The sequence below is a fragment of the Pseudoalteromonas sp. CO325X genome (genome assembly GCF_004208955.1).
Lineage (GTDB): Bacteria > Pseudomonadota > Gammaproteobacteria > Enterobacterales > Alteromonadaceae > Pseudoalteromonas > Pseudoalteromonas ruthenica.
On record NZ_SGPG01000016.1, the window covers coordinates 1 to 19,804 of the forward strand.

The window sequence follows — 19,804 nt, forward strand, 5'->3', positions numbered from 1 at the left end:
TTCGAACCCTCGATAGGGCTACAAACCCTATACTCCCTTAGCAGGGGAGCGCCTTCAGCCACTCGGCCACCTCTCCGTCTTTGTGGGGCGTATAATAAAGGTCTGAGCAAATATGTCAAACACTTTTATAGCAAAATCAATCCATCTGCTCAGACTTTACCCACAACCGCTAAAAAGGCATAAAAAATGACCCTTAAGGGCCATTTTTGGGGCGTTAAACATCTAAAAATAAGCACTATTGATCGCTTGTTGGCTTATCACTCTGCATTCTCTCGACGGCTTCTAAATCCTCGCTAATTTCGCGTAGAAACTGGTCGCGATATCCGAGTAATTCAAACTCGCGAATACACTCGCGGTAATAAGCTTGGCGCTTCTTATCCACTGGAATTTCTGGTAAAAAATCGTCGTTTTCCATTTGCCACACTCCCTTTTAATTTTATTTAGCGCATCGACTACGCCTAAATATTAGCCTAAGGACTTACAAATAATAGCGTGACAAATCACAGCTTAATTAAAGCTGAAATTAAAAATCTATATATATCATGAGCTTAATAAACAACAATACAGAAAACAGGGACTCAATTGCGAGGGGACGAGGGACTTTTTGAGACATATCGCACACAAGAGGTACAAAAAACGCGGCACTAAGGCCGCGTTTTTTAAACAACTTAAGCTGTTACTCTTGTTCAGGGCGCATATGCGGGAACAAAATAACATCTTTAATCGTCGGCGAGTCAGTAAACAACATAACTAGACGATCAATACCGATGCCCTCACCTGCTGTCGGTGGCAAACCATATTCAAGTGCACGAATATAGTCATCATCGAAGTGCATGGCTTCATCATCACCGGCATCTTTTTCTTCAACTTGACGAGCAAAACGTGCGGCTTGGTCTTCAGCATCATTAAGCTCAGAGAAGCCGTTGGCTAACTCACGTCCACCGACGAAGAACTCAAAGCGGTCGGTAACGAATGGGTTAGCATCGTTACGACGTGCCAATGGTGAAACTTCCCATGGGTATTCGGTAATGAAAGTCGGTTGAATCAACTGGTGTTCGGCTGTTTCTTCAAAGATTTCACACATGTACTTGCCCGCTCCCCATACACAATTGTCAGGGATCTTGACATGAACTTGCTTGGCATAGGCAATCAACTTCTCTAGGTGATTTTCAGGGTCTGCAAATACCTGAGCGTCAAAGTCAGGGTTGTACTTGATGATTGCATCGGCCATGCTCAAACGCGTAAATGGCTGGCCAAAGTCATATTCTACACTGTCGATGACTTCACCTTCGTCATTCTTAGTGGTATTGACGATAGTGGTGGTGCCCAATACGTCTTGCGCTACGGTACGCAGCATATCTTCGGTCAAGTTCATTAGATCATTGTAATCAGCATAGGCCTGATAGAACTCGATCATGGTGAACTCAGGATTATGGCGTGTTGATAACCCTTCGTTACGGAAGTTGCGGTTAATCTCAAATACCCGGTCAAAACCACCGACGACCAAACGCTTTAAGTAAAGCTCAGGAGCGATACGCAAATACATATCAATGTCTAACGCGTTGTGATGAGTCACAAACGGACGGGCTGTTGCACCACCAGGGATGACCTGCAGCATAGGGGTTTCTACTTCCATAAAATCACGCTCAGCCAAGAAGCGGCGGATCCCCTCTATGATCTTCGAGCGAACGCGGAAAGTCTCACGCGTATCCATGTTGGTGATCAAGTCAACGTAACGCTGGCGATATTTGGTTTCCTGATCAGACAAGCCATGGAATTTCTCTGGCAATGGACGTAAAGACTTAGTCAATAACTCGTACTCATGCATATCAACATAGAGGTCACCCTTGCCTGATTTATGCAAAGGTCCAGCAACGCCAATAATATCACCGATATCTAGTTGCCCATATTTAGCTTTAAGATCCTTTTGTACATCTTTTGAAGCGTAGGCTTGTACGCGACCTTTCATGTCTTGCAACACCATAAATGGACCACGCTTAGCAAGAATACGCCCAGCAACGGCCACCTGATGATCAAGCTCAACTAATTCTTCTTTCGACTTGTCGCCAAACTCGGCTTGAAGATCAGCAGTGTAATGTTTTCGACGGAAACCATTTGGGTGGCCGTTAGCACTGCAGTTTTCGCGAATGGCGTCGAGCTTAGCACGACGCTCAGCAATTAGTTTATTTTCGTCTTGAATTTGATCTGTCATTTTCTAGCTCTATTGGTTTGGCGTTACATTACAGGCCTGATTTAAGGCTTGCTTCAATAAATTTATCAAGGTCTCCATCGAGTACCGCTTGGGTATTGCGGTTCTCAACACCGGTGCGCAAATCTTTAATGCGTGAGTCATCAAGTACGTAGGAGCGAATTTGCGAGCCCCAACCGATGTCTGACTTTGCTTCTTCTTGCGCTTGCTTCTCAGCGTTTTGCTTTTTCAACTCCAGCTCAAACAGTTTTGCTTTTAACTGTTTCATCGCTTGGTCTTTGTTTTTGTGCTGCGAGCGGTCATTTTGGCACTGTACCACGGTATTGGTTGGCAAGTGGGTAATTCGCACCGCTGACTCTGTGCGGTTCACGTGCTGACCCCCAGCCCCCGAAGCCCGATATACATCAATGCGTAAATCGGCTGGATTGATATCGATTTCGATATTGTCGTCAATCTCTGGGTAAACAAACGCTGAGGCAAACGAGGTATGGCGGCGTCCGCCAGAATCGAAAGGACTCTTACGGACTAAACGGTGCACGCCTGTTTCCGTGCGCAGCCAGCCATAGGCATATTCACCGCTAATTTTTACTGTAGCGCCTTTAATGCCCGCCACATCGCCATCAGTTGCTTCAACGATTTCTGCCTTAAAGCCTTTCGCCTCGGCCCAACGCAAATACATGCGCAATAACATGTTGCACCAATCTTGTGCTTCTGTACCACCCGAACCCGCTTGCAAGTCTAAGTACGCATCGTTAGCGTCTTGATCGCCACTAAACATACGACGGAACTCGAGTTTTTCAAGGTGGGCATTGAGTTCTTCAAGTTCAGCTTGGGCTTCTTCGAAGGTCTCTTGATCTTCGGCCTCAACAGCCAACTCCACCAGCCCTTCGACATCGTCAGTACCGTCTTCAAGCTTGCCGATAGTCTCAACAATCACCTCAAGACTGGCTTTTTCTTTACCTAAAGCCTGGGCTTTTTCAGGTTCATTCCACACTGCTGGGTCTTCGAGTTCAGCATTCACTTCTTCTAACCGCTCTTTCTTAAGAGCGTAGTCAAAGATACCCCCGAAGAAGCTCTGTGCGCTCGCGAATTTCCTTGATTTGATTAATCACAGGATTCACTTCAAACATGCATGTCACTCCGCAAAATGATGGTGGCGCCAAGGTCTATCTCTTTAGCCATCTTGATGTAAGCATTTACACTACAAGTATACTGAGAATTCGGCGCATCAATAAAAGCGCTCGATTTTAGCAAAAAACTGCTGCATTTATTAGCGCTTTCACATGATTTTATCTAATTTTATTTGCTCTAAGCTAACTTGCTGTGGCTATTGTTTTTGCAGCTCTCGAACGATCAACTGCAAAGAAAATTGGCCACGAAACTCATTAATATCGAGCTGGTAAGCTAGGTGCACATAGCGCACTTGGGTATCAGGCCAAGCGCGTACATCGACATTAAAAGCGATAGCATCAAGCACTCGGCCGCTGCTATGGCGCAGCACTAGCTTGAGGTGTTTATCACCAACAACGCGCTGTTGCAGCAACTCAAAGGTATGCTCAAAAATGGGCTCTGGAAAATGCTGACCAAAAGGCCCACTTTGACGCAGCAACTCAGCAAACTCCATATTCAAACAATCACTGGGTAGTTCACCATCAGTGAGTAAAATACACTCCTTCGCTTCTTCGGTAAGCACCTTACCTATCTCTTGAGCAAAGGCTTGTTGAAACTCGTTGAATCGCGCTTCCTCAATACTTAACCCCGCAGCCATGGCGTGGCCACCGAATTTAGCGATCAGCCCTGGGTATTGAGCATCGATATGCGCCAACACATCACGCATATGCACGCCATCAATAGAACGACAAGACCCTTTCAGTAGGCCATTATCTCCGGCGGCAAAAATCGCTGTGGGGCGGTGATAGTGCTCTTTTAAACGCCCAGCGAGAATACCGATAACACCTTGGTGCCAATCGCACTGGTACAGACATAACGCATCGGGTGTTTGCGCACTTGTTAAAGAAAGCTTGGCCAGCGCCGCTTGCGCTTCTTGTTGCATGCCCTGCTCTATTTCTTTGCGCTCGGCATTCAGCATATCCAGTTCACCGGCAATGCGCCGAGCGTGATTAATATCCGGTGATAGTAAACAAGCAATGCCTAAGCTCATATCATCTAATCGACCTGCCGCATTTAATCGTGGCGCTAGAGCAAAGCCAAAATCTGAGGCGCTTAAACGCGCTTGCGTGCGCCGTGCTACATCAACCAGCGCTTCGATACCGGGGCGAGTCTTACCACTGCGGATGCGCGCCAGCCCTTGATGCACCAAGGTGCGATTATTCGCATCCAGCGCCACCACATCGGCAACCGTGCCAAGAGCAACAAGATCGAGGAGGTTGGCTAAATTCGGCTCAGGGCGCTGCTCATTAAAATAACGACGCTCCCGCAGCGTATGGCGCAATGCGATAAGCACATAAAAAGCCACACCAACACCGGCTATCGATTTTGATGGGAAAGTACAATCATGGCGATTGGGATTAACAATGGCATCAGCGTTGGGTAATTGTTCACCTTGTAAATGGTGGTCGGTGACAATGACCTTGATGCCGGCAGCCTTGACGCGCTCGATACCTTTTAAGCACGAAATGCCACTATCAACGGTGATCACCAAATCAGGAGCCATGGCGACAATATGCTCTGCCAACTCCACACTTAGCCCATAGCCGAAGTTAAAGCGGTCCGGCACCAGGTAATCCAATTGACTAAACCCAAACATACCCAAGCCTTGCATTAAGGTGGCAGTACTGGTGGCACCATCGGCATCAAAGTCTCCGACAATCAGCACCTTGTCTTGGCGCTTTAGGCTGTCGCTGAGTATTTCTGCTGCTAATTCAATGTCTTTAAATAGCCGGAAATCGTGCAAGGTATTGGCACGGTTATCTATTTGCTCATTACTATTGACGCCACGAGAGGCATAGATTTGACGAATAACGGGGTGAAGCTTATCGCTTAGGTGGCTGTCATCGACTCGCGGGCGAGCCATTATGGTGGTATGCGCCTGCAAGGCAAACTCCAAAAAAAGGGCCGTCGTTAGATGCGGCCCATTCTACATTAAGATTTGTTATTATTTAACTCATCAATCGCTGAGCTAATTGCAGCCGCAGGCTGATAACCTGGGATCATGCTGCCATCAGATAAAATAATGGCTGGAGTACCGCTGATACCAAAGCTTTGCCCTAATTGGTAGTGCTCTGCCACCGGTGCGTTACAGTTTTCAATTTTTTCTGGTTTTTCACCTGCTTTTGCTTCCGTCAGTGCCTCTTGCTTGTTATCAGCACACCACACATTCATCAGATCTGTGTACCCAGAGCCACGCAGTCCGCCACGCGGAAATGCCAAATATTGCACGGTAATGCCAGCATCTAGGTAGTCATCCAGCTCACGGTGTAACTTACGGCAGTAGCCACAAGTGATATCGGTAAAGACGGTGATCTTGCCTTTTTCGTTATCTGCTTTATAAGTGATCATTGAGTTTTGGTATTGTGCGACACCTTCAAGGCGGACATGACTCAGTGCACTTTCTGTTAAGTTTTCACGGTTAACAAGGTCAATCATCGTACCTTGCACAAGATAACGGCCGTCAGCACTGGCATAAAACACGCCCTTATCGGTGATCACTTCCTGTAAACCTTGCACCGGACTGGGATGCACTTGCTTTACATTCACCCCAAGCTCTGCCAGCTTGCTTTGGATCACACTCACCTGCTGCTGCATGGTGTCTTGCGGCTCTACACTGACGCCTTGAGCAAACGCTCCGGCACTGGCACCAGCAAACGCCAGCGCAACAACTAACTTTTTCATAATAAAATCTCTAACTGCTTCTTGCACAATAAACTAGACCGCGCTTATACAAATAAATTCCAGCACCTGAGCAATTTAACCTGTTGCCTAGGCACGGGGGTGATGTTCAGCATGGACCGATTTTAACCTTTCATTCGCCACATGAGTATAAATTTGTGTGGTCGACAAGTCACTGTGCCCTAACATCATTTGTACAACCCGTAAGTCAGCTCCATGATTCAACAAATGTGTTGCAAATGCATGACGTAGGGTATGCGGGGACAAATCTGATTTAATGTTCGCCAACATAGCATAGTGTTTAATGCGATGCCAAAAGGTTTGCCGCGTCATGCCAATGCCCCGCTTAGAGACAAATACAAAGTCAGTAGCGAGCTTAACCAATGATGGGCGCGCGTACTTTAAATAACGCTCTAGCCACAACAGCGCCTCTTCCCCCATAGGCACTAGACGCTCTTTGTTCCCCTTACCCTTTACAAACACCACCGCCTGACGCTGATTAACATGCTCCATGCGTAAGCCTATCAGTTCGCTGACACGCAGGCCTGTAGCATAAAGAAGCTCTAACATCGCGCGGTCTCTAAGGCCCATCGTCTCATCACAATCCGGTGCAGCTAGGAGAGCTTCAACGTCTGCTTCGCTTAGCGTTTTAGGCAATGACTGGTTTGGTTTAGGCCGAGATATGGTTTCCATAGGGGAGCTGGGCAAACGCTTCTCTTGCACCTGATATTGATAAAAGCGCTTTAGTGCACTGATACTACGTGCCGTACTACGCGGACTAAGGCCTTTGTCTACACGATAAGCTAAATAGTGTTCTACGTCGGTGCTATCAATTGCCAGCAGCGCTTGCGGCGCTATAAACTCGCTGAACTTGACAAGATCCGTGCGATAAGCAGACAGCGTATTCTCACTACTCCCCTGCTCCAGATATAACGCATCTAAGAACATTTCTATATACTCGATATTATCGCTATGTATTGGTTGCTTGTTCACAAATAAGGCGCTTAGTGTGTATTTACCTATTTGCCATCATATCATAAAGCACGCCATAGATAGTCGCGAGCCGATACGTTAAACTGCGGCCATTATTACTCAGTTGTACGGCGATTATGAAGATTGGTTTATTTTATGGCTCGACTACCTGCTACACCGAAATAGCAGCGGAAAAAATCCGCGACATCATTGGTGCTGAAGTGGTGGACTTATACAACATCCAAGATGAGCCTTTGAAAAAAGCTGAAGATTACGAATTTCTAATCTTCGGGATATCAACATGGGACTTCGGTGAAATCCAAGAGGATTGGGAGTCGCACTGGGATGATATCAGTGGCGTCAATTTGAGTAGCAAAGTGATCGCACTTTTCGGTATGGGCGATCAGCAAGGTTATGGCCAGTGGTTCCAAGATGCACTGGGTATGCTCCACGACGAAATTAAGCCACAAGGTGTGCACTTTATTGGCCAATGGCCCAATGGCGATGACTATGAGTTTGAAGCGTCTAAAGCATTAACAGAGGATCAATCTCACTTTGTTGGCTTAGCGCTCGATGAGGACAGCCAGTACGATAAAAGTGATGAGCGCATTGCTACTTGGATAGAGCAAATCATGAATGAGTACAGCGCGTTATAACCTTATTTGCTTTCTCAACCAGCCGCTAAGATTCACTCAGGTAGGCAGCGATTTGTTGCGCTAGCCACTGGCTTAGCCGACCAAGCTGGCTATAGCGGGTTTGAATCATGCCATAGGCCTGCGATGTCATCGCTTGATCGTACTTCAGTACTTTAACACTGCCGTCGCGTAGATATGGATTAATTAAAACCGAGGGCACACTGGCAAAGCCGGTGCCATCAAGCACGGCATTGCGCAGGTGCTCATAAAAAGGCAACGCGATGTAATTTCCTGAGACTGGCGTCACCGCATGCAGCCCCGTTTCATCAATAGTTGCTAACGCAAATTCGGTATACCTGGATAAGTCGGCCTTAACTACTTGGCTGAGTGTCGTGAGCGGGTGGGCTTTGCTGGCCACGGTCATCATACGAATTTCACCTAGCTTGACTTGATGACTGCTCGTTAGTTGCTGGCTTTGGGGTAACAGACAATAAGCAATATCGACGATCCCTTGTTCCACCATATCGTTGAGTTCCGGCGGCGGCGCCATATACACAGAAACGCTAATACTAGGAAATTGCCTGCTCATTTCATGAATCAGTTGTCGCCAATAAGCCTCTGGGAGAGCATCGTCACGGGCAATGCGCAGCGAGGCTTCAACACCTTGCAAGTGCTGATGACAGCGACCGGTGATGTCGTTGGCGATCATCGCCAAACGTTCACAGTCATTTTTAATCACTTCACCAATATTCGTCAACGAGACTTGATTACCCGTGCGAGTGAGCAGCTCAACGCCAAGTTCATCCTCAAGGGCGGTGAGTGCCGAGCTTAACGTCGTGCGGCTTTTGCCAATTCGTCGTGCCGCCTCTGCAATCGAGCCCGATTCGCTAATAGCGAGAAATATTTCAATTTGACTGACTTTCATACCGTGCCGCAGATACCTTGCTGGTTTTATTTACCATAGCAGGTTTATGCCTTTTCAGCGACGTAAATATCGTCGCTCAGCGGCTTTGGAAGTGAGCTCTATGACATTACACTGGCAGCAAGTTGTTAATTGCTGTTGAACACATCCCCATTATGAGGTGGTTTATGATGTCTGCTTTGAATACTCAGAAGCTATTGCTGTTTTCTTGCATAAGCGCGCTTTTACTAGCCTTATTAGGCCTCATTTTGGGTCTATGGTTAGACTCCTTGGTGATTTTATTTGACGGTGCTTACTCCCTTGTCAGTGTGTTATTAACGTTTATCTCACTGCTTACCGCTGCATATATAAATTCGCCAAGCTCTCGGCGACATGCCTTACTAAGTCAGCGCTTACCCTCCATTGTTATTGCTTTTAAGGGGTTTGTTATCGTACTGATGTGCAGTGTGTCTTTTATATCTGCCCTGCTGGCGATGATGGATGGTGGTCGCACTATCAATACTGCGGCCGCACTGTTATTTGGTGTCATCAACCTGCTTGCTTGTATAGGTGCTTACACAGTGATTAAAGCCCAAGATAGTGAATCTGCTTTGGTAATAGCAGAAACCAAGCAATGGTTTATGGATGCGGTGATTAGCGCTGCGGTTATCGCCGGATTTTTCATCGCAGCCCTACTCACCTATTTCGATTTAAGTGTGTATGCGGCCTACGCCGACCCCATTATGGTGATTGTTGCCTCCGTCTACTTTATTGTTGTGCCTGTAAAAATGATGCTTGCAGCGCTTAAGCAATTACAAACCTGCCCAGTGCAGCATAGTTACTGTAGCTGTGAGTTGGATTAAATGGGCAATTAACTAGGCAAGAAATTGCAGTAATAAATAAGCCTTTGCTATCTAGATTCATCTTTAGGAGTGTGGTGTTATCATGGAGGAATGGGCCATAAACCCGTAGCCAAGGTTTTAGAATTGAGAAGGATGCTCTAAATGTCGAAAACATGCCTAAACTGTGGACACAAAATATCTCTCGCATGGTTTGAGCTATCTTCTCATTCCACCAAGTATAGGTGCGTGAGGTGCAAGTCGCTTCATGAGTTTACTCAAAGAAGAAAATACACATCGGCTATTTCAGTCCTTTTGATGCTCGCTTTAGAAAGAGCGCTGAGTGATTTCATTACCTTGGATGTGTTAAGAGTGGCGTTAGTCTTGCTACTCTCACTAGGTGTTTCATTATTGATCCCTGGCTTATATAAGTTATCGAAAGAGTAACTTTCGCACATGCCGATTGAACTCAAAACCTTAGGGCTACAATTTCACCTTAGTACATAAGGTTAAAAAATAGTCTTTAACCTATCGGCTAACCCAAGTCAGGGTGATTTATCCGCACCTGACTTGGGTAATAAAGGCTACAGCACCGCTAGAAACTTTGTATCAGTGCGGTATCGCTATTGAATTCAAAGGTGTTTATTTTGCCACATTGTGCAAAATGATTTGCGCTCGCATAAGGGCTATTCGGCTGGTTAATATCCCCCTCCCAGCCTTGGCCGTTGCGCACAAAGGCTTTAATTTCAAACCAGCCATTCACCGCGCGGCTGCAATCCATCTCAACATCCAGCATCCAATAATGCGGCCCCCACGTATTAAGCGCTGTCACCCCATAACCATCAACACTCACGATGCGCTCAGTGCCCCAGTCGGTGGTCCAGTCGGTCGCACTGCCGGGAGCCTCATTGCTTTGCCCCGCCTCAGTACCATACCAATCAAGGTAGTTATCATTGGTCTTCCACGGCGCTGTGGTGGTGTTCCGTAGGTTGTTGTGACGAATAGGCATGGCACATTGGTAGTTACTGGTTTGGCAATCGCGCCCTTGTGTGGTGTTGGCATAGTGGTGATCAATGCCGCCGCGTAGAAATAGATCCTCGCCGCTTACGGTGGGTGCCTTGATAAAGATCACCGTGCGCTGCCAATCACCGTCATCAACGGCAGGTAATTTGGCTTGATGATGAATAGCCATCGCATCCCAAGGGGCCACATCAAGGTTAATAGTACCATCGGGTTGTACGGTAATGACCTCAGCGCTACAGCGACTGCCATCTTCACTCAGCGCACCTTTAAGTACATTGCAATAGCGCCCTGGAGCCATGTCGGTGGCGATCGTCGCCTGCAACACGAACTCTTCCTTGTTAATGGCCACATGCCCGGCATCCGCCCGGCCAAAGGCTATTTGATTATTGCCATTATCCCACCACTGCGTCACTTGCCAGTGCTCGGTGGTGTTATTGCGAAAATCCACGCCACCGGCGATATAAGACCACCGGTGTTCGCACTGCCAGTTACTGCCAAAGCACTCTAACTCGCTGTTATTATGCACCGGCACACTGGGTCCACCAGCATCGGTATCGCCGTGATAGTCATAACTCGACATCACCTTAGGGTAACCGTAGGGATAGGCAAGCATAAATACGTTCGCTAAATCATATAAACGGCCATCGGCATAGGTGATCACATTACCGCCCCCGCCGTGACCACGTTGGTTATCGTGGTTATCGACGAACACCACTGCTGAGGAGCTCGGCATAAACCCCCACCCTTCACCAAAATTGCTCAACCAGGCGAGTTTGCCATTGCGAAAGGTGTTGCCAAGCTCGGTGCTGTATTTAAATTCGGTGACCAAGCCTGTGGCCAGATATTCCGAAGCGCTGACAGCCTCACCGCCTTGATCAATCACCTCTTGGAATACCACCGGGTTGCCCACCACCTTGCTCATTAAGCTGGCAATATCATCTGCTGCAACATGTTTCGCGGCATCAAAACGGAACCCTTTCACCCCTAGGCTTTGCAGTGAGTTAATGTAATTGGCTAAGGTGTTTTGCACATATTCGGCATGGGTGTCTAGGTCCGCGAGGCCCACCAATTCACAATGTTGTACGCGCCAACGGTCATTGCCATAATCCTCAGGATTGATAGCGCAGCTAGTATGGAAGTCTTGTGGGCTGTAATCAGGGAAATATTTATCCCCATAGCTGTGTCCTGCCGTACCAACACCACTGCCCGCCGCCATGTGATTAATCAGAGTATCAACATAGATATCCACGCCGGCCTCGCCACAACGCTGGACCATATCAATGAACTCGCTGCGATTGCCACCGCGACTGGTGAGCTCATAACTGACCGGTTGGTAGCGAGTCCACCATTGGCTGCCTTGGATATGCTCATTAGGCGGTGACACCTGCACAGCAGCGTAGCCTTTGGGGCCTAAAAACTGCTCACATTCTTGAGCAATGTCCGGCCAACTCCACTCAAACAAGTGAACAAAGGTGGTCGGGGCGGCATAACTTGTCGCCGGGATTGCAAGACCTAACGAGAGGCTCGCAGCAAGGAGGGTTTTAGTTGTCATAGTGTGTCTCATTTTCGTTATTAGCCCGCGCTTAGTTTACAAAAATTTAACACTAGACTGAGCGCATCACTGTGGCAATTGAATACGTATTCATTACCGAGACAAAGGCGCTGACAAATCAAAAACGCAGATAAAAATCCTGACACAATGCGCGATACTCGCCGCTGTAATCATCGCCCTGATGGATCACCAGCTCGCTATAATGGCAATCACTTTGCTGCCAGCTCCACTGCATTAAACAGCGCGTTACGGCTTTAGTGGCAGTAGTTTTCACTCGACAACAACGGCGTAAATATCCCCCTTGTTGCAGTACCAATTGATTTAATTGCTCGGCGCCAGATAGTGGCAAAATCACCGCCAATTCAGTCTGGCTGTGGCTGGCTCGCTGCCACACACCAAGCAATTCACTAAAAGGTAAACTATCGGTGTGGCGTGCCAACGTGCGTTTATCGCTACCGGCTTTAAGGGCATTATCGAAATACGGTGGGTTACTGATCACTAAATCAACCGCTTGCTCAGGCGTAAACACATTAGCATCGCTGCGGCTTATCGCCACATCAGGCCAAGGGCTCGCAGCGACATTAAGTTGTGCTTGAGTGCAGGCGTCGGGCTCAATATCAATGCCGTGCACCCACGCGTCGGGCGCCCGCTGCTTAGACATTAACGCCAGTAGCCCCGTGCCCGTACCCACATCCAATATACGCTGCGCCTGACTGACATCGGCCCACGCACCGAGCATGATGCCATCAGTTGAGACCTTCATGGCGACGTTGTCTTGTGCGATGGAGAAGCGTTTAAAGTTAAATCCTGCCACTTTTGCCCTTTGTGTTTGTGTATGTGCCACGTATAATTAACGCAATTGTCCTTCATTTTGACTCCTTTATGCAATTTGCCGATTTTGATCTTGATGCCGCGCTTTTAAAAGCCATTGATGCCATGGGCTTTAGCAAAGCCACCAGCATCCAACAGCTCGCCATCCCAGAGGCCCTTGATGGTCGCGACGTACTTGCGGGTGCACCAACGGGCACAGGGAAAACGGCAGCGTTCTTGATCCCTGCAATTCAATACTTACTCGACCACCCGCGTCGTAACCCAGGTTTCGCTCGCGTGCTGATCATGGCACCAACGCGCGAACTTGCTTACCAAGTCCATGAGCAGTGTGAAAAGCTCGCAGCCCACACGCATCTGAAAATTGGCGTGGTGACCGGCGGTATCAACTACGGCAGTCATAAAGAAATCTTTGAAAAGAACAATGATGTGCTGATTGCCACTCCTGGGCGGTTAATGGAGTATTTGGATACCGAAAACTTCCATGCCGAGGATGTGGAAATGTTGATCCTCGATGAGGCCGATCGCATGCTAGATATGGGCTTTCGCAAAGAAATGCTGCGCATCTGTGAGGAAGCCAAAAACCGACGCCAATGTCTGCTATTTTCGGCCACCTTGGAAGGCGAAGCGGTAGAAAAGTTCTCTGAGCGAATCCTTAATGAGCCCGCTAAACTGGAAGCTTCACCTTCGCGCCGCGAGCGCGGCAAGATCTTACAATGGGTTCACCTGGCCGATGATTATGAGCACAAGTTGGCATTACTGACCCATCTATTGAAACAAAGTGATGTGGAAAAGGCCGTGGTGTTTGTGAAAACCCGCGAGCGCCTAGAGAAATTAGTGGGCGAGCTTTATACCAATGATATAAAAACCACATGGCTGCGTGGCGAGATGCCACAGGATAAGCGCATGGCAGCCATGGCTAGCTTTCACAGTGGTCGCACTAATATTTTGGTGGCCACAGATGTCGCCGCACGCGGCATTGATGTCAGCGATATCAGCCATGTCATCAATTTTGATATGCCACGTACGGCCGATGTATACGTGCACCGCATTGGCCGCACGGCCCGTGCAGGTAAAAAAGGCACCGCTATTTCCTTGGTTGAGGCCCATGATGTGGCCATGGTTGGCAAAATAGAGCGTTATACCGATCAAGTACTGAAACGGCGCAAAATAAAGGGCTTAGAGCCACAACATAAAGAGCCCAAATTGCCACCGAAAAAGAAAAAAGATCCAGCCAAGATCAAAGCCAAACGCAAAAAAGCCAAGGCTAAGATCAAAGCCAAAAAGTAGCGATAAAAGGCCTCCCTAAAGAGGCCTTTTTACTCTCTAGTTAATGGGATAACTCGGCTTGTCTTTGCCCTCAATGAGCCAGTTGACCCATAGTTTGCCGTCATCACCTTGGCACATGGACACAAAATTACGAGCGCGAATGTACTTTGCTGAGCCAAATGGGCGCAGCATGGAAGCCGTAATTTGCTCCCCTTCATCAATGTATTCCAAATCGTCATTGGTGATCGCACAAATCCCGAGCCACTGCATAAAGGTCGGCGCCGGGTGCACAATCCCCGAGGACACCACTTGGTGAATTTTCACCACGCCTTGAGATTGTGGCGCCCTGATCACTCCCAGAGCCCCCACATGCACATCCCCCGAAAGCAACACGGTTTTGCCTTGACGTTGCTTGGCATTATCAATGAGTCGCATAATTAAACGAGCGCGCTCCCCTTCATGCTCTTTTGCCCGCCAATGATCTTTTAAATCATCAGTCAGCTCTTCTTGCCAAGGGGTGGCATCAACCGCACGCTCAGCGAAAGAGAAATCACGATAGACCACAGGCACCGCAGTCATCACCAACAAATCTCCTTGCTGGCATTGGCTATCGAGGTAATCGGTCACATGAGCCCAACAAGTATCCGACATCACTTGGCTTAAACTGCGCTCAGAGCGGTTATCCAGGGCCAAAATATGATAGTCGCGAAATCTCAGCGCAAATGAAAAGTCACAACCTTGTTCACCGGCAAGTAAACCGTGGTTATCGCTGCCGCGTAATTGCAACAAAGTGAACACCTCACGGGCCGCCTCATAGATACACTGATACACGGGGCAACTCTGCAAATCATCAGGGTAACTCCCCCAGCCATCGAAAATATCGTGATCATCCCACATCATTAACGATGGCACTGAAGCCAGCATCGCCGCCATTGGCGCTTTATTCCAGCGAGCTAAATACAGTTGGCTATAAAATCGCGTCACTTGGTTGCGCATCTCTTTACTAACTTGGCGCGTTATTTTCTGCTCTTTATCAAGTTCATTCCAACGCTGTAATGTGGGGACTTGAGACCATATGGAGTCGGCGTAAACCTGATCGCCTCCCATTAACAGCAGCGAAAATGGTGCCTGCTGGTGTTGTGCGTGCATTTCACGCCATAAGTGGTAAGGCTTTTCTGTGGCATTCATCATCTTATAATCGGAAAAGCCATTACATGAGGCATAGGCCAGGCGCGGCTTTTCTCCCTGCTCAGGCACGTAGAATGTCCACAGCTTGTGGCCTTGTTGGTCTGCGGCGTCCTCGCCGTGGATAGTAATGTGGTAATCCAAGTAACCTGAGGTGTCAAGTTCGATACGAGCTTTCCATACCTTCCCCGCACTGAGGGAACCGATTTCAACCGCCTCTAAGTTCTGCCCTTCCACCGCAACATGACATTGCTGCACATTGTTATCGGTCACAAAGACAAAGGTGTATAGGGTATCTGATTCAAGGCCAAGAATAGGCCCCAATAATAGCTTGGCTGACATTATCTCCCTCCATGGCATACAAATGAGTTGTCGCTCATAACCATAGCAGAAACACAGCAATAAAAAAGCCGCTCATCAACAGCGGCTTTTCGTGCAGATTAATGCTTATTCAAAGACGGTGTCGACCGCCAACACCTCTATATTCTCAGCGGGGATACGCAAAGGGTAGCTTTGAATTTGCTTGTCTTCGTCAAGCAGCGATTGCGGTTTCTCAGTGTTGTACTGCAGCGGTGATTCCTGCTCCGAGGCCAATCGTTGCTGCATATCGGCGCCATCTCCAGTAACAAACACATAGTGCATATTGTCGCTTTGTAGATTTTCACTGATCACCCGATTTACATCTTCGACGCTTAAGCTACTGAGCTGCTCACGCACATAGTCGACAAAGTTATCGGTATCGTAAAAGCGACTATCTAGGGCATAGCCTAGCTGTCGGTCTTGGCTGGCTACCAGTTGCGGCACATAGTTACTTAAGAAGTTTCGCGTTGCTTCAAAGTCCGCTTCGCTCATGCCATTGGCAATGAGTTTATCGAGCTCGAATAAAGCGGTGCGAGTAGCAAAGTGAGCATCGTTATTTGAGCGCAGCGGCCTTAACCATACCTGGAAGATTTGCTCAGAACGCCCTAGGTTGGCATCCGGTTTAGTTTGGAACATACCACGAGGGAAGTACTCGATGTAGGCATAGTCGCCATAGTTCATCCCCCGAACCTGACGAATACGCTGGAATAACTGGGCGTTCGAGTTACGGTGCTCACCTAAGTATGAACGCACTAACCATAATGCTGTCCAGTCTTTATGCGATCGCGTGGTATCAATAGGGAAGCCAAACGACACTGCCGTTGATTTTGCCGACTTTTCGACAATTGTCGCGTAACGCCCATCAAGCGCTGGAGCATCAGGCACATTAAGGCGGCGTTGCTCACCTTTTGGTAAGCCCTGTAGGTCCGTTAACAGCTGCGTTTTCAGCTCTTCTGGCATGGCTCCAGTAATCCCCAAGTGCAGTTTACTTTGGGTCAGCTGTTGCTGATAAAAGGCCCGCACATCCGCTAAGGTAATATTTTCCAGATCAGATAAGTCGCCGTAATTATAACTTTCATAGGGGTGACCTTGATACAGCTTGCTATACAGTACCTCCTTGCCCAGCTCCTCATCGTTAGACGCTTTTAAGCCCGATTTAATGCTATCGATAAGCTCCTTTTGCAGCCGCTGGAAGTCGTCTTCGCGAAACCCAGGGTTTAGCAATTGCTCGCTCACCAAGGCATACCATTTGTCAGCATTGTCTTTATGAATACGACCACGAAACGACATCATTTCCTTATCAATTTGATAGCTAAAGCTCCCCGCCATAGGGTATAAAGCCTTTTGAATATCTTTATAGCTTTGTGACTCACTGCCGCCTTTGGCAATCATTGCCGCAGTCAGTGCCGCCAGACCTTTTTTGCCTTCTGGGTCGGCAGCAGCGCCGGTGTAGAATAACCAGTTAACATCCACCAGCGGTGAACTATTCGTGTTATCGAGCACGGTGAAATGGCGCTCGGTGGGCTTATTTTGATGCTCAGCGACTAAAGCATCAAGGCGCACCTCGTTGGCAAAGCCTGCGACCGACTCACTAGCCGACATCGTCACCGTGGTGCGGTTATTATCGACAAAGTACTTATTCGCCATGGCGCGAATATCTTCGGCACTAATATTATCGGCGGTGGCATACAAGCTGTTGATCACTTCAGGGTCACGCTCGAAATGCATGTACCGCGCAAGGGTTGAAGCGATGCTTTGTGATGAATCTAAGCTGTTAATAAAGCTGTACTTTTGGTGCGATTTCAAGGCTTGTAGTCGGCTTTCATCGACTAACTCTGTACGTGCCTTGGCATAAGTGCGGTTGATAGCATCGCGCACGGTGGTGAGATGCTGCTCATCATCTACCTTCACAAACACATGCATCAAGCCTGGATCTTTGGTTTCCGGGTTGTAGGTGAACATTTGGCTAGCAATTTGTTTATCAACAACCAGCTCTTGATACAAATCTGAGTTCTCAGAAAAGTATAGTTGTGAGAGCAAATCGAGCGCCGCGCGGTCTTTTTTCTGCGGCTGCCACGCTGCACCTTTGTATGACACTAATAACCAGTGTCCGGGTAGCCCTTCGTATTGCTCATGCACATAACGAGGCGCCTGTTGTTGCGGTTCAACAGGAATATCGGCTTGATAATCCCCTTGCTGCCAATTGCCCCAGTGCTTTTTCACCATCGCGATGGTCGCTTGCGGGTCAACATCACCGACAATTACCAAAGAAACATATTCCGGCTTATAAAAGCGCTCGAAAAAGGTTTGCCCATATTCACTTTGGTCCGGCATGGCTTCAATGTCGGCAAAAAAGCCCATAGTGGTGTGTTTATAGGTATGCTTATCAAAGGCCTCATTACGCACCGCCGCTAATAACTTACGGATTGGACTGGCATTATTCTTTAAGTATTCGCCTTTGACGGTCAGCGCTTCGGTGCGGAATTGCTCTTCACTGTAACTCAAGTTTTGGAAGATATCCGCTTCAATTTCTAGCACCTTATCGAGGTGCTCTTTGGAGAAGTTAAGGTGATAATTGGTGTAATCGTTCGTGGTGTAAGCGCGGTTATCGACCCCAGAATTTTTCAAGATATCTGCATACACGTGTGCAGGAAATTTCTCAGAGCCTTTGAACATCATGTGTTCAAAGAAGTGTGCAAAGCCGGTTTTTCCTGATTCCACCTCATTACGTGAGCCTACGGACACCGGGATTTGTAATGACACTACATCGGGGTAGTCTGTTTTCACCACCATGACTCGCAGGCCATTATCAAGCTCTTCAAGTACATAGTCCTGAGAGAACACCGCTTGTGACTGTGGCGCGGTCTCAGCAGCCGTTGGGGTGCTGGTCGTCGTTTGCGTGCTTTGGCAGCCGCCAAGAGTGAGCGCGAAGGCGACACCTGTCGCTAATAGAGAGAGTTTCATCTTCAACCTTGATGTTTTGTTGTTTTTTAGCTTCCTCATTATGCAATAAATCACATCGCAAACGCACCTTAGGGGCATCACTTTGCTGTAAACAAATATGTCAGCCACGACATAATGGGTATAACGGTCAGATCATGCTGAATAACGCTTTAACTTGAAGCAAATTCACTCGAGTTGAGTAAGTTTCATTATAAAAAGCTGTTTAGACGTCTAAATGGCTGTTATAGTTATTTCATTGTCAATTGCTGGGAATGAGAACCATGGCTTTATCACTGCGAGAAAAAATAGAGGACCCCCGTCAGGGCGTGTATTTAATTGGCACTACGCCACCTAAAGCAGATACTGATGAAGTCGCTATGCGCGCAATTGCCGAAAAGTTGCTTGGCCGTTTACACGAAATTGAATATGACGGTGTGGTGGTTTATGACATTCAGGACGAGAGCAGCCGCATCAGTACGCCGCGCCCCTTCCCATTCAAACACACCATTGACCCACGTGATTATGGCCAGTTATTGCGGCGCTTATCACGCGCCGATGTGATCACCTATAAAAGTGTGGCTCAGCGCAATCAGGATGAATTTAATCAATGGCTTGATAGCACCGCCAATGACCATGATTTAAATAACTTAGTCTTAGTCGGAAGTCCGTCGTCACAAGGGGATATCAAGCTAAGCTTAAATGATGCCTACACCGAGATTGCCGCTCATCACCAAGACTTCTTTTTAGGCGGCGTGACCATTGCCGAGCGCCACGCTAATAAGCGTAATGAACATGAGCGCTTACTGACCAAAACGGCGCAAGGGTGTCAGTTTTTTATCTCCCAGGCGGTTTATGATGCGCAAGCGACCATTGATCTAATCACCAGTTATGCCCGCAGCTGCCGCCAGCAAGGGCTCTCGCCACAGCGTATTATTTTAACCTTCACCCCTTGTGGCGGTGAAAAAACGCTGGATTTTATGCAGTGGTTGGGGATTTCCGTGCCTGAGGCTACTAAGTGGCGCATGCTTGATGCCGAAAACACCTTGAGTGAGTCGGTGCGCATCTGCCGCGAAAACTTAGATTTGATCTTACGTAGCTGCGCCCATCTGGATGTGCCGCTGGGGTTGAATATCGAGTCACTGACGAACCGTAAACAGGAAATCGACGCGTCCATCAACCTGTATCGTTTGCTTAAAGCCACCATGGAGCTGAGCTTGGCAGAGCGACAAATCGCCTAGT

Annotated in this window: 15 protein-coding genes; 4 read left to right on the top strand and 11 right to left on the bottom strand. The window is 48.0% G+C overall.

All coding sequences use genetic code 11. The features are described from left to right. Positions 1-235 precede the first annotated feature (235 nt). The 6 genes from EXT46_RS08250 to xerD all read right to left on the bottom strand — a co-directional run bounded on the left by EXT46_RS08250 (position 236) and on the right by xerD (position 7,006). Entirely contained in the window at positions 236-415 is a 180-nt protein-coding gene (locus EXT46_RS08250) for a hypothetical protein (protein WP_022943327.1), read from the bottom strand. A 261-nt stretch (positions 416-676) separates the two neighbouring features. Further along, positions 677-2,212 carry a lysine--tRNA ligase gene (lysS, locus tag EXT46_RS08255; RefSeq protein WP_130146590.1) on the bottom strand — a complete coding sequence of 512 codons (1,536 nt, stop codon included), beginning with the start codon at positions 2,210-2,212 and terminating at the stop codon, positions 677-679. A gap of 28 nt (positions 2,213-2,240) precedes the next feature. Then, positions 2,241-3,339 (bottom strand): peptide chain release factor 2 gene (prfB, locus tag EXT46_RS08260; protein ID WP_100229275.1). Its coding sequence is split into 2 segments (ribosomal slippage): positions 2,241-3,263 and positions 3,265-3,339, totalling 1,098 coding nucleotides; the frame shifts between segments, so codons are not numbered across the junction. Between the two features lie 197 nt (positions 3,340-3,536). Continuing rightward, positions 3,537-5,243 carry a single-stranded-DNA-specific exonuclease RecJ gene (gene recJ / locus EXT46_RS08265; RefSeq protein WP_130146619.1) on the bottom strand — a complete coding sequence of 569 codons (1,707 nt, stop codon included), beginning with the start codon at positions 5,241-5,243 and terminating at the stop codon, positions 3,537-3,539. A gap of 68 nt (positions 5,244-5,311) precedes the next feature. Then, a complete protein-coding gene (dsbC, locus tag EXT46_RS08270) occupies positions 5,312-6,061 on the bottom strand; it encodes a bifunctional protein-disulfide isomerase/oxidoreductase DsbC (RefSeq protein ID WP_022943331.1) in 750 nt (249 codons plus the stop codon). A gap of 87 nt (positions 6,062-6,148) precedes the next feature. Continuing rightward, on the bottom strand, positions 6,149-7,006 hold the full coding sequence (gene xerD / locus EXT46_RS08275) for a site-specific tyrosine recombinase XerD (RefSeq protein ID WP_130146621.1): 858 nt from the start codon (positions 7,004-7,006) through the stop codon (positions 6,149-6,151). Positions 7,007-7,167: 161 nt separating this feature from the next. Here xerD and fldB point away from each other — a divergent pair, with 161 nt between their 5' ends. After that, positions 7,168-7,686: a flavodoxin FldB gene (fldB, locus tag EXT46_RS08280; protein ID WP_130146592.1), complete on the top strand. Its 519-nt coding sequence runs from the start codon at positions 7,168-7,170 to the stop codon at positions 7,684-7,686. Between the two features lie 25 nt (positions 7,687-7,711). Here the strand turns inward: fldB and EXT46_RS08285 are convergent, their stop codons facing one another. After that, on the bottom strand, positions 7,712-8,590 hold the full coding sequence (locus EXT46_RS08285; RefSeq protein ID WP_130146594.1) for a LysR family transcriptional regulator: 879 nt from the start codon (positions 8,588-8,590) through the stop codon (positions 7,712-7,714). Between the two features lie 167 nt (positions 8,591-8,757). Between EXT46_RS08285 and EXT46_RS08290 the strand changes: the two genes are divergently transcribed. Next, positions 8,758-9,429, top strand: coding sequence for a cation transporter (locus tag EXT46_RS08290; protein WP_130146623.1), 672 nt, complete (start codon positions 8,758-8,760; stop codon positions 9,427-9,429). A gap of 571 nt (positions 9,430-10,000) precedes the next feature. On the opposite strand, the gene EXT46_RS08295 is transcribed toward EXT46_RS08290, so the two are convergent. Together EXT46_RS08295 and EXT46_RS08300 are read right to left on the bottom strand one after the other, a co-directional pair. Further along, complete coding sequence (locus tag EXT46_RS08295; RefSeq protein WP_130146596.1) at positions 10,001-11,980, bottom strand: alpha-amylase family protein; 1,980 nt, start codon at positions 11,978-11,980, stop codon at positions 10,001-10,003. Between the two features lie 118 nt (positions 11,981-12,098). Then, the gene (locus tag EXT46_RS08300; protein WP_130146598.1) at positions 12,099-12,794 is read right to left on the bottom strand and encodes a methyltransferase; all 696 of its coding nucleotides are present in this window, start codon (positions 12,792-12,794) and stop codon (positions 12,099-12,101) included. A 68-nt stretch (positions 12,795-12,862) separates the two neighbouring features. Between EXT46_RS08300 and srmB the strand changes: the two genes are divergently transcribed. Next, a complete protein-coding gene (gene srmB / locus EXT46_RS08305) occupies positions 12,863-14,098 on the top strand; it encodes an ATP-dependent RNA helicase SrmB (protein ID WP_045980670.1) in 1,236 nt (411 codons plus the stop codon). Positions 14,099-14,134: 36 nt separating this feature from the next. Here srmB and EXT46_RS08310 read toward each other — a convergent pair whose 3' ends face one another. Both EXT46_RS08310 and EXT46_RS08315 read right to left on the bottom strand, forming a co-directional pair. Next, positions 14,135-15,604, bottom strand: coding sequence for an alkaline phosphatase D family protein (locus EXT46_RS08310; RefSeq protein ID WP_130146600.1), 1,470 nt, complete (start codon positions 15,602-15,604; stop codon positions 14,135-14,137). 105 nt (positions 15,605-15,709) lie between these two features. After that, complete coding sequence (locus EXT46_RS08315) at positions 15,710-18,586, bottom strand: M16 family metallopeptidase (protein WP_130146602.1); 2,877 nt, start codon at positions 18,584-18,586, stop codon at positions 15,710-15,712. Between the two features lie 260 nt (positions 18,587-18,846). Between EXT46_RS08315 and EXT46_RS08320 the strand changes: the two genes are divergently transcribed. Further along, positions 18,847-19,803 carry a hypothetical protein gene (locus EXT46_RS08320; protein ID WP_130146604.1) on the top strand — a complete coding sequence of 319 codons (957 nt, stop codon included), beginning with the start codon at positions 18,847-18,849 and terminating at the stop codon, positions 19,801-19,803. Position 19,804 lies beyond the last annotated feature (1 nt).